General features: G+C 39.4%; 9 protein-coding genes. 3 read left to right on the top strand and 6 right to left on the bottom strand.

All coding sequences use genetic code 11. The features are described from left to right. Positions 1 to 152: 152 nt before the first annotated feature. The 3 genes from purL to proC all read left to right on the top strand — a co-directional run bounded on the left by purL (position 153) and on the right by proC (position 4348). Positions 153 to 2360 (top strand): phosphoribosylformylglycinamidine synthase subunit PurL, encoded by a 2208-nt coding sequence (gene purL, locus FRZ67_RS15760; RefSeq protein WP_147190963.1) that lies wholly within the window; start codon positions 153 to 155, stop codon positions 2358 to 2360. Positions 2361 to 2507: 147 nt separating this feature from the next. Further along, positions 2508 to 3506 carry an ADP-glyceromanno-heptose 6-epimerase gene (gene rfaD / locus FRZ67_RS15755; protein ID WP_147190961.1) on the top strand — a complete coding sequence of 333 codons (999 nt, stop codon included), beginning with the start codon at positions 2508 to 2510 and terminating at the stop codon, positions 3504 to 3506. 41 nt (positions 3507 to 3547) lie between these two features. Beyond that, positions 3548 to 4348, top strand: a complete 801-nt coding sequence (proC, locus tag FRZ67_RS15750; RefSeq protein ID WP_147190959.1) for a pyrroline-5-carboxylate reductase — start codon at positions 3548 to 3550, stop codon at positions 4346 to 4348. 83 nt (positions 4349 to 4431) lie between these two features. Here proC and FRZ67_RS15745 read toward each other — a convergent pair whose 3' ends face one another. The 6 genes from FRZ67_RS15745 to deoC form a co-directional block, all read right to left on the bottom strand. Beyond that, positions 4432 to 5175, bottom strand: a complete 744-nt coding sequence (locus FRZ67_RS15745) for an MlaE family ABC transporter permease (protein WP_225975365.1) — start codon at positions 5173 to 5175, stop codon at positions 4432 to 4434. A 284-nt stretch (positions 5176 to 5459) separates the two neighbouring features. Next, positions 5460 to 7796 carry an NADP-dependent malic enzyme gene (locus tag FRZ67_RS15740; RefSeq protein ID WP_147190958.1) on the bottom strand — a complete coding sequence of 779 codons (2337 nt, stop codon included), beginning with the start codon at positions 7794 to 7796 and terminating at the stop codon, positions 5460 to 5462. Between the two features lie 336 nt (positions 7797 to 8132). Then, on the bottom strand, positions 8133 to 10181 hold the full coding sequence (locus tag FRZ67_RS15735) for a tetratricopeptide repeat-containing sensor histidine kinase (protein ID WP_147190956.1): 2049 nt from the start codon (positions 10179 to 10181) through the stop codon (positions 8133 to 8135). 24 nt (positions 10182 to 10205) lie between these two features. Further along, entirely contained in the window at positions 10206 to 11387 is a 1182-nt protein-coding gene (locus tag FRZ67_RS15730; RefSeq protein ID WP_147190954.1) for a M20 metallopeptidase family protein, read from the bottom strand. Positions 11388 to 11403: 16 nt separating this feature from the next. After that, positions 11404 to 11838, bottom strand: coding sequence for an SPOR domain-containing protein (locus FRZ67_RS15725; protein WP_147190952.1), 435 nt, complete (start codon positions 11836 to 11838; stop codon positions 11404 to 11406). Between the two features lie 44 nt (positions 11839 to 11882). Next, entirely contained in the window at positions 11883 to 12554 is a 672-nt protein-coding gene (gene deoC, locus FRZ67_RS15720; protein ID WP_147190950.1) for a deoxyribose-phosphate aldolase, read from the bottom strand. Positions 12555 to 12601 lie beyond the last annotated feature (47 nt).

Here is a 12601-nt window from a genome sequence, read left to right as displayed (position 1 = left end):
TTACCTTTGCCGCGTAAAAAATATGCGTTTGATCAATTCATATTCAATAGATGAATTGATTGCGACGCAACGAAGATGCCATACATCCTAAAAGCTGGTATCACAAAAAATCTACCGGGAACGAATAACCGGAAACTGGAAACTATAAAAAAATGGAAGTTACCGTTAAGACCGCCGAAGAACTTCGGTTAACCGCAGAAGAATTTGAACTGATTAAGCAAAAACTTGGGCGCACACCAAACTTTACCGAACTGTGTACGTTCAGCGCCATGTGGAGTGAACATTGCAGCTACAAAAACTCCATCAAATGGCTGAAAACTTTACCACGTGATGGTGGCAGAATGCTTGTTGCCGCTGGTGAAGAGAACGCCGGCTTAATGGATATGGGCGGGGGATGGGGCGTGGTGTTTAAGATCGAAAGCCACAACCACCCAAGCGCTATTGAACCTTTCCAGGGTGCAGCTACAGGCGTGGGCGGTATTCAGCGTGATATTTTTACCATGGGCGCAAGACCAATTGCATCATTAAACAGTCTGCGTTTCGGTAATATAAAAGATAAAAAAACGCAGCGCTTATTAAGCGGCGTGGTAAAAGGCATCGGTCACTATGGTAACTGCTTTGGTGTACCAACCGTTGGTGGTGAAATTTATTTTGAAGAATGTTATCATACCAATCCACTCGTAAACGCCATGAGTGTTGGTATTGTAAAAGTGGGTAAAACTATTTCTGCAACTGCAGAAGGTATTGGCAACCCTGTATTCTTTGTAGGTAGCGCAACAGGTAAAGATGGAATTGGCGGTGCATCATTTGCATCTGCAAACATCACAGAAGAAAGTACCGAAGAATTACCAGCCGTTCAGGTTGGTGACCCTTTCCAGGAAAAGAAATTATTGGAAGCATGTCTTGAAGTGATTGATACAGGCGCCGTAGTAGGCATGCAGGATATGGGTGCAGCGGGCATTATTTGCTCCACCGCGGAAATGAGTGCAAAAGGCAAAGTGGGTATGCGTATAGATTTGGACAAAGTGCCTACGCGTCAGAAAAATATGAAAGCATGGGAACTGCTGTTAAGCGAAAGCCAGGAACGCATGCTTATCGTGGTTGAAAAAGGCAAAGAAGAAGCCGTATTAAAAGTATTCGATAAGTGGGATCTCCCTTGTAGCGAAATTGGTGAAGTGACAGGCGATGGCATTCTCAATTTTTATATGCACGGAGAATTAGAGGCATCAGTTCCTGCATATGAATTAGTGCTTGGTGGTGGTGCACCTCAATACATAAGAGAATATACAGAGCCAAAATATTTTGCAGCAATAAAAGCGTTTGATCAGAACAGCATTGAAGATATTACAGATATCAAAGCTGTCGCAGAACAGATAATACAAATACCAAACATTGCCAACAAACGTTGGGTTACGGTTCAGTACGATAGCACTGTTGGCGCCGCAAACACCAGCACCAATGCACCAAGCGATGCAGCGATTGTTCTTGCAAAAGGCACGGGCAAAGCTTTGGCTGTAACAACAGACTGTAACAGTAAGTATGTTTTTGCAGATCCTTACAAAGGTGGCATGATAGCCGTTGCAGAAGCTGCACGCAATATTGTTTGCAGTGGAGGTGAACCGATCGGTGTTACCAACTGTCTCAACTTTGGCAATCCTTATAATCCTGAAGTGTATTATCAATTTGTAAAAGCTGTAACAGGTATGGGCGATGCTTCTCGCAAATTCAACACGCCTGTTACTGGTGGTAACGTAAGTTTCTATAATCAGCATCCTGAAGGTGCGGTGTATCCAACACCAACCATTGGAATGGTAGGTGTATTAGATGATTTCTATAATCGTATGACACTTGATTATAAAACAACAGGAGATGTAATTATATTGATTGGCGAACAACAAAATGATATTGCTTCATCAGAATATTTGCACAAACTGAAAGGCGTTGAATATTCTCCTGCTCCGCATTTCGAACTGGATGAAGAATTTGCAGTGCAGAAATTTGTTGCATCGATCATTCATGAAAAATTGATCAATAGTGCACATGACATCAGCGAAGGCGGATTGGCTGTAACACTGCTTGAGAAAGGTTTCAACCGAAACCTTGGTTTCGATGTACATGCAGATTTCGATATTCGAAAAGATGCATTCTGGTTTGGCGAAGCGCAGAGCCGCGTTGTTATTACCTGCTCCAAACAAAACGCTGAAAACATAAAACATAAAGCGGCTGCCAACAATATTCCTGTCACAATTCTTGGAACAGTAACAAACGGCGAAATAAAAGTAAACGGCGAAAGCTGGGGTAATATCGCTGCCTGGAAAGAGAAATATGATACGGCAATTGAGAAGATATTGAATGCCTGATAATTTCTTATTTATAAAAGCCCTGCAATTCCTCGGGGCTTTTTTTGGACCCAGCCATTATTCACCTATTAAACTTTGGTTGCGTCGCACACTTGTACTTTATGACCTTTTTGCTACAAATAAACATCTCCTATTATCTTTGTATCAATGGAAAAAGGTTATATCGTCGTTACCGGTGCAGCAGGTTTTATCGGCAGTTGCATGGTGCAATATTTAAATGAACAAGGTTATACCAATCTTGTAATTGTTGATGATTTTGGTGTAGAAGAAAAAAGAAAGAACTGGGAAAAGAAAAACTATGCGCATGTTGTAGAGCGCTATAATTTATTTGACTGGCTTGAATTACATCAACCAACAGTTGATATTGTTATTCACCTTGGCGCAAGAACAGATACTACAGAATTTGATTATGCTATTCACCAGGAGTTGAATGTTGAGTATTCGCAAAATGTATGGAACTATTGCACCAAACATAATGTACCATTGATCTACGCCTCATCTGCTGCAACATACGGCGCAGGAGAATTAGGATATAATGACGATCATGATGTGGTTGAAAAATTAAAACCGCTCAATCCATACGGCGTTAGCAAAAATGAATTTGACAAATGGGCACTACAACAAACAGTAACACCACCATCCTGGACCGGGTTAAAGTTTTTCAATGTGTACGGACCAAATGAATATCATAAAGCCCGAATGGCAAGTGTGATCTTTCATTCATTCAATCAAATCAATAAGGATGGTGTAGTAAAGTTATTTAAAAGCCATCGTTCCGATTTTAAAGACGGGGAGCAACTTAGAGACTTCGTTTATGTGAAGGACGTAGTAAAAGTTATTTGCTGGATGATGCAATCAATGGTCAATGGTCAATGGTCAATAAAACTGAATGGCTTGTTTAATCTCGGTACCGGCACAGCACGCAGTTTCTATGATCTTGCATCTTCAACATTTCGTGGAGTAGACAAAGAACCAAATATCGTTTTCGTTGATATGCCTTTAGATATTCGGGATAAATACCAATACTTCACAGAAGCAAATATGAACAAACTGCACAACGCAGGTTATACAGAACCATTTTATTCGCTTGAAGCAGGCGTTGATGATTATGTGCGTAATTATTTAAGTGCAGGAAAGATTTGGTAAATTTGTTTCCCTTTTCATTAATCAAGTTAAGAGCAATCAACATGAGCAAAAAAATAGCCATCATTGGCGGTGGCAATCTCGGCACAGCAATAGCTGAAGGATTAATAAACAGCGGCTTTACAAAAGCTGAACATATCATTGTTACCAAAAGAAATATCAGCACACTTGCATCACTTGAAGAAAAAGGTATATTAGTTAGCAACAATAATACTGAAGCGGTGCAGTTTGCAGACTGGATAATACTTGCAGTAAAACCCTTCCAGGTAAAAGAAATCTTACAACAATTAAAACCAAACCTTGATGCAAAGCGTCATGCATTAGTTAGCGTTATTACAGGTATCTGGATAAAAGACTTACAGGAAATAGTGGGTAAAGATTTTACTTTATTCCGCGCCATGCCAAATACAGCTATTGCCATACAGGAAAGTATTACCTGCATCTGCAAACACAATGCTACTGATGAACAGGCGAAATTTGTTTCCGATCTTTTTGACCAGCTTGGCAAAACTGCTTTAATCGAAGAGAAATTGATGGATGCAGCAACAGTACTTGGTGCATGCGGTACTGCTTATGCCATGCGTTATATCCGCGCAAACATACAGGGTGGAATTGAAATAGGTTTTGATGCAAAGACCGCCTCACTCATTGCAGCACAAACAGTAAAAGGTGCTGCAGAATTGTTGTTAATAAAACATACGCATCCGGAACAGGAAATTGATAAAGTAACTACGCCAAAAGGCTGCACCATTGCAGGTTTGAACGAAATGGAGCACCAGGGCTTCAGTTCATCGCTAATAAAAGGTGTGATAACAAGCTATAAGAAAATTATTAGTGATATGTAAACACAAGTTGTAATTAGTGAATAGTTGTGTAAACAACGTTACAGTAACTCATTTATTCACCACTCACAATTCACCAACCGTTATTACAGGAACAAAGCAGCAAGCACATAATCTGCAAACAGTATCATAATACAACTTACAACGACCGCTGTTGTACTTGCACGACCAATCTCCAATGCACCGCCTTTTACATGATAGCCGTAATAAGCAGGGATACTGCTGATGATAAAAGCAAACGTATAAGCTTTGTATAAAGCAAACGTAATATTATAAGTATTAAGATTCTGACGAAGACCATTATCAAAAATTTCTGTGGCAAGTATGCCAGACATATCGCCGGCGGTACGTCCACCCCAAATGGCAAGCACAGCTGATATTACAACCAAACAAGGCACCACTACCAATGCACCAACGATCTTCGGTGCAATAAGATAACTGCGTGTATTGATACCCATAATCTCCAGCGCATCTATCTGTTCCGTAGTACGCATATTGCCCAGCTCACTGGCGATCTTACTGCCCACAACACCAGCCAGTACAATACTTACAACGGTTGGAGATAATTCGAGTATCACACTGTCTCTTACTATTTGTGCAATGGTCGATTGCGGCACCAAAGGGCTTACCAGCTGATACGCTGTTTGCACCGTAGTAACCGCACCAAGAAATAATGAAATGATAATAACAATAGGTAAAGAACCTACACCAATCTCTACACATTGATGCATAAATTCTTTCCAATACATTTTAAAATTTTCAGGTTTGGTAAACATGCTTTTAAGCATGAGTAGGAACCTGCCAAGATGATTAAGAAATAAACCTATCACTATAAATATTTTTTATGTACCAAACTGTTGAATAAATATTAAGCTTCTGTTGCGTCGCACTCTTGTACTGAAACAAAGGTTTCGACTGGTTTTAAGTTTACATGTTCACGGGTTTCGGGGATCCGGACACATGTAAACACATAAACTGGTGAACCTGTAAACTTTTGTTCCTTATTGTTCAAAACGTATAAGTGAGTGACACAACAGGTGATGACCAAAAAACTAAAAGCCAGCTACAAAATGTTCTTATCATCCGCACATCCGCACATTCTCTCATCCGCACATCATTTCTTCTTTTTCTTCAACCGCTTCCACCACGGCGAACGCTGAATTACCTCTTCAGGATTTATACGACATTTTATCTGTGCATCCACTACTGCAATATTAGCCATATTAATAATGCTGCGCACACTGCTTCCCAATTGCAGTACGTGCACCGGTTTTTTTATACCAAGCAATATCGGGCCAATAGCATCTGCACCACCAACTTCTTTCAGCAGATTATAAGCAATATTACCCGCAGTAAGATTTGGGAAGATCAACACATTCACATCTTCATCCACAAGATCACTAAAAGGGAAATTGTCTTTTAGAATTTCTTTGTTAAAAGGAACCCATGCCTGCATTTCACCATCAACGATCAATGATGGGTTTCGCTGCTTAACAATCTTTGTAGCTTCGGCCACCAACCTTGCTTCCGGGGAATCGCTGCTGCCGAAATTACTATAGCTAAGCATGGCAATGCGTGGCACAATGTTAAAGTTGCGCACTTCTCTTGCAACCATAATAGTTATGTCTGCAAGTTCTTCTGCTGTTGGGTTAAAGTTTACGGTAGTATCTGCCAAGAACAACGGACCTTTCTTTGTTAGCAACAAATACATACCTGCAATTTTTTTTACACCTTCTTCTGTGCCTATTATTTGTAATGCAGGTTTAATAGCATCTACATAATTGCGTGTAAGCCCTGAGATCATTGCATCTGCATCACCTGTTTCCACCATCATGCAGCCATAATAAGTACGGTCACGCATCATTTTCTTGCTTTCATAATAATTGAAGCCTTTACGCTGACGTTTCTTAAAAAATAATTCAGCATAAAAATTTCTTTTCTCTTCCATCTCATCACTCTTAGGATCGATAATAGGAATATCAGAAAGGTCTATTTGATTTTCATCTGCGATCTTTCTTATTTTCAATTCATCTCCTAATAAAATAGGGTAAGCAATACCATCATCATAAATAATACTGGCTGCTTTTAGTATTTTCTGGTTATCTGCTTCTACAAACACAATGCGTCTTGGATCACGTCTTGCTTTGCTGCCCACGGCACGCATAACCTGGTTATCAAGACCCAGACGCTTATTTAAATCAACCACGTACTTTTCCCAGTCAGTAATGGGGTTTTTTGCAACGCCACTTTCAATAGCAGCTTTCGCAACAGCAGGTGCTATGCTTGCCAGCAATCTTGGGTCAAGTGGTTTTGGAATAATATACTCAGCGCCAAATACCATGTTCTTTTGATTGTAGGCAAGGTTAACAATGTCCGGCACTGCAGTTTTGGCCATATCTGCCAAAGCCCTTACAGCAGCAAGTTTCATAGCTTCATTAATTTGACTTGCACGTACATCCAATGCACCTCGGAAGATATAAGGGAACCCAAGCACATTATTTACCTGGTTGGGATAATCGCTTCTGCCGGTTGCCATAACAATATCTTTTCTTGCAGCAACCGCATCTTCATAACCAATTTCAGGATCAGGGTTTGCCATAGCAAAAACAATAGGGTTTTTCGCCATGCTTTTTACCATATCCTGAGAAAGAATATTACCAACACTTAAACCAAGAAAAACATCTGCGTCTTTCATGGCTTTATCAAGTGTGATATCATCTTTTGTAACAGCGAATTTTATTTTTGTTTCATCAAGATCGGTGCGACCTCTGTGTATCACACCATCTTTATCAAACATCGTAAAATTTTCATACTTCGCACCAAGCGCAACATACAATTGTACACATGCCATTGCTGCAGCGCCTGCACCGCTAACTACAAAATGTACTTTATCAATTTTCTTTTTTTGTACTTCAAGCGCATTAAGTAATGCAGCAGAGCTAATGATGGCAGTTCCATGCTGGTCATCATGCATTACAGGAATATGTAATTCTTCCCGCAACTTTTTTTCTATGTAAAAACATTCAGGCGCTTTAATGTCTTCGAGATTGATGCCACCGAATGTTGGCTCTAAAGCCTTTACAATCTGCACAAATTTTTCCGGATCGTTTTCATTTATCTCTATATCAAATACATCTATATCTGCAAATATTTTGAATAATACACCTTTGCCTTCCATTACAGGTTTGCTTGCTTCAGGGCCGATATCACCAAGACCTAAAACCGCGGTACCATTGGTTATTACAGCAACAAGATTTCCTTTAGCTGTGTATTTATAAACATCTTCTTTATCCTTAAAAATTTCTTTGCAGGGCTCTGCTACACCCGGGCTGTATGCGAGTGAAAGATCGCGTTGTGTTTTGGCTTCTTTGGTGGGCACTACTTCAATCTTTCCGGGTCTTCCTGTAGAGTGATATTCCAGCGCCTGTTCTTTTCTTAGATCTTTTTGCATGCTAAAAAAGTAAAAAATCAAAAATCAAAACATTGAAATATTTTAATTACCGGCTGTTGTGCTTTGTGGCATCGGCTTGCGTCGCAAATGAAATTCACAGATACTAAAATAAAAATAAATCCGTAATCCTTTCATCGTTCGGAACTATGATAGACAAAGTGAGAAGTGAAATAACTGCGCTATTTCATTTTTCACTTTTGCCATTTTACTTGTTGCTAAATATTTTTCAGTACAAGTGTGCGACGCAAGGGACGATGCTATTTGTTTTGATGCCCGGTAAAAAATACAACTGTTCGTAATTAAAAGCCGCAAATTAGTGTAAAGAGCCTGATTATACTAAACAGTCTTTGGCTCTTCCGGCGGTGTGATAGAGAAGATGACGGTTGTACCTTCATCGGGCTCTGTTTTAATGGTAAGGCTTTCATTGAGTTTTGCCAGCAGATCGTAACTGAACATTAAACCTAAACCGGTTCCTTTTTCATTATTAGTACCGCGTGTAGAAATAAATTCTTTCCTGCTGATTTTTTCAAGGATGCCATAAGAAATGCCTGAGCCTTCATCTTGTATATGCACCATCACTTCACCTGGCATTGGATAGGCATGCAGAGATATCTTTTTTCCGGGAGGCGTAAATTTAATAGCGTTTGAAATAAGATTGCGGAATACTGTATGAATGATCTCACGATCTGATACTACTTCAAGTTCAGGAGGAATTTCATTGCTTACTTCAAGGCCTTTATCTTTTACCGATTGGTTATACAAGCCCAGCACATCTTCTGAAAGATGATGCAGGTTGAATTTTACTTTGTCTATGTTCAATACATGAATCTGTTCTCTTGCCCAAAGCAAAGTATTATCGAGCATGCTTATAAGATGGCGGATATCATTATCGAGTATCTGGCTTAAATAAGCGAATTCTTCTTCATTGATGATCTTTTCACGTGTAAGGTATAAAGTGTTTTGCAGTGAAGTAAGCGGGGCACGTACGTCATGTGCAATCATAGAGAGAAGCTTATCTCGTATGGCATTAATTACAGCAAGCTCTTTATTTTTTGCTTCAGTGGTAGCCTGTTGTTCTTTTAACGAGTCAAGCGCAATTATTTTTTGCCTGTACATAGATGCAAGAAAAATACCCACAATAAACAGGATGATACCCATTATACCAACGATTATAACCCGCTGTCTTTCCAATCCATTCTGAATTTTCAGCTGTTCATTTTCTTTATCTTTTTTCTGTACTTCGAACTCGACAATCATGCGCTGCGCTGCCTTTGCCCTTTCCTCGTTATTAAAGCTGTCATTAAGGTTTGTATATTCCTGCATGTGCTGATATGCCTCCAGGTAATTGCCTTTAACCGAATCTACCTTTGCCATATATTTGAGATAATGCAATTGCTGTTCTACAATATTAGCTGCTTTAACTTTTGAAAATTCTTTGTGAAAGATACTGGATGCAGTATCATATTTTTTTTCTGATAAAGCCACTACACCAAGACCCATAACTGCAAGCGCATAGTCGGCTTCAGCTACATCATTCTTATTATAATTTTCAATGGTACGGTCATAATATTGTTTTGCCTGTTTAAAATTACCAAGCTGCACATACATATCCCCTATTTGCTGACATACATCTGCCACCTGGTAAGGCTCATCTAATATTGTGAAAATAGAGTCAGCATTATTAAAGTGAAATTTTGCAGAATCGTATTGTTTGGTAGCTACAAAAACTTTAGCGAGATTTATTTCGTTATTCGCATATTGATCTATGTAATCATTGTCAAAGTATAATTTACTGGCCAGTTTCAAATAATACTCCGCTTTGTCGATATTTTTAACACCCAGGTATTCAGAACCAAGATTGGTATATGCAAATGCTTTTACAAAAGGTTCATCAGATTTTTCAGCATAAGGCAATGCTTTCATTGTATAGGTTAATGCTTTGTCCCAATCATTTTCAAGTTCATATACATAACCGATCCCGAGATTAGCATCCTGCTGCCAATATTCATCTTTCATCTTTATAGCTATTTCCCTTTCCCTGAAATAAGTATTAAGCGCTTTTGCTGATGCCCGCTGCCAGGAATATACGCTGCCTAATTGAGATAATGATTGACAGATGGCATTGTTATCCTTTATTTTTTCTGCAGTTTGCAGCGCTTGCAAAGCATAATATTCTGATTTGCTAAGATTCACTGCCTGGTAGTAAGATGAAAGTGTTTTTAAAAGATCAACTTTTACAGAGTCTTCTGTGGTATGTTGTTGTAAGAGTGCTGCGATACTATCAATTGCCTTTTGCTGCGCATGCAAAAAACAGGGGAAGGCCAAAGCCCACACCAGCAAAAAACATAATTTTAGAAGCCTGACTTTTATGTAAATAACATTCATGAATTGGCTGACACGGGGTTTACTTTAAAAGTTTAACGTTGCTCCTAACCATGCCATTATACCCACTCCTGTCGCAATAGCATTCTCATCAATATTGAATTTAGGCGTATGCACATTATGAATAATACCCATTTCTTCATTGCGCACACCAAGACGAAAGAAGCACCCCGGAATTCTTTGCGTATAATATCCAAAATCTTCTGCTCCCATACGCATCTCAGTTTCTGAGACAAATGAAGCGCCCAAATATACTGATGCCAATGCTTTTGCAGCGTTGGTAAGTGATTCATCATTATCAACAGTTGGATAACCTACATCAATATGAATAGTTGCTTCTGCACCCATTGCTGTTGCGATACCAAGCACTTCCTGCTTTATAAGTTCATGTGCTTTAAATCGCCATGTTTCATCCATCGCTCTGAAAGTGCCCATCAGTTTAACCTCACTGGGAATTACATTTGTTGTATTTCCACCCTGGAATGAACAGATAGATAACACGGATGGAGAAAAGGGATTATTGTTCCGGCTGATAATCTGTTGCAGATTTACTATAATACTTGAAGCAATCAGGATCGTATCGGCTGTTAAATGAGGAGCCGCAGCATGACCACCCTTACTTTTAATGGTAATATAAATTTCATCGGCACTTGCCATTACCCGGCCCGATCGAAAACTAAGGTTGCCAGTTTCCAGCGCAGGGTTTACATGTAATGCGGCTATACCAAAAGGTTTAGGATTTTCCAAAACCCCCTCTGCGATCATAATACTGGCGCCGCCGGGATTTCTTTCTTCGCCAGGCTGAAAGATCAGTTTTACAGTGCCCTCCCATTCATCTTTCAATTCATTCAGAATTTTTGCAGCTCCTAATAAACAAGTGGTGTGTACATCATGACCACAAGCGTGCATAACGCCTGCATTCAATGACGTATAAGATACTTCATTTTCTTCTTTAATGGGTAGTGCATCCATGTCGGCTCGTAATGCTATTATCCGGCTTTCCGGGTTTTTCCCTTCGATCAATCCAACTACGCCGGTTACAGCCAGCACTTTAAACGGGATACCAAACTCAGTAAGTTTTTGTTTTACAAACAGCGATGTTTGAAACTCCTGGTAGCTTAATTCAGGGTGAGCGTGCAGGTGATGCCTGATAGCAATAAAAGAGGCGTTATAATCAGAGGCAAGTGCTTTTATTTTCTCTTTCAGCATAGCTTGTCGGTTTCGCTTAATTAGCCACCGGATCTTCATCATCCTCCGGGGTATATTCTATTATATCTTCCACAACATAAGCATTTTGCGGATACTTTTTTGCCAATTGGTTCTTGAATGAGAGGGCTTCCGACTTCTCTATAAAATTGCCTATCCTAACCTTGAAATAAGGTGATTGAAATAGTACATAAGTTTTTTGATCGGGAAACAATTGCAATAGTTGAGCTTTTATTTTAAAAGCATCGTCTCTGCTACGGCTATTCAATACCTGTAATCTAAATCCTTTATATTGACCGTTACTGGTCATCTTTGAGGTGAGCTTATTTACCGCAGCCTGTTTAGTACTTAAAATATCAAGTCTTGCATCTTTATGAACAATAACTGTATCATTGGCATATAAAAAGCCAGTGCAAAAAGTAAGTATGTAAATAAGCAATACTATTCGAGTCATAATTATTTCATTTGATACATCACTTATAAAAATTAGTGCCAGTGTTAATACACCGCATCAGTATTAACAGTTTGCTGCATGATAGCAACGCCTGCACTGCAACCCAATCTTTCGGCACCTGCATCTACTAATTGCCTGGCAAAATCGTATGTGCGTATACCGCCGGATGCCTTGATCTTTACATGATCAGGTAAATGTTTCCTCATTAGTTGAACGGCATCTGCTGAAGCGCCTTTTTCTGCGTAACCTGTTGAGGTCTTCAAATAATCAATTCCTGCTGCGCCATACAGATCACAACACTTTATGATCTCGTCATTTGTGAGTACTCCGGATTCTATAATGATCTTGATTATTTTATTTTTTTGCTTTACTACCGGCATTATATGATTGATCTCATTTGCAAGATATTGCCAGTCGTTATTTTTTAGTGCAATAAGGTTGATGACCATATCCAATTCATCTGCACCATCAACCATGGCCAGCAAAATCTCTGCTATCTTGGCTTCTATTGCTGAATAGCCAAATGGAAAGCCAATCACTGTTGCCGTTTTTGTATCTGAACCTTCGAGTAACTGTTTAGCTTTTTGCACAAAAGGTGGGGGCACGCAAACTGCAGCAAAATCATATTGTTTTGCTTCGCTGCACAATTGCTCAATATCGGTTACCAATGTTGTTGGTTTTAAAATAGTGTGATCTATATACCTGTTGAGTTGCATACGATTCTGATTGCTGTGCAAAGATAAGTTTCTGATACATGCAGGTG

Source organism: Panacibacter ginsenosidivorans (genome assembly GCF_007971225.1).
GTDB classification, from domain to species: domain Bacteria; phylum Bacteroidota; class Bacteroidia; order Chitinophagales; family Chitinophagaceae; genus Panacibacter; species Panacibacter ginsenosidivorans.
The sequence above is the reverse complement of the archived record's forward strand: the minus strand, read 5'-3'. Positions and strand labels throughout refer to the sequence as shown.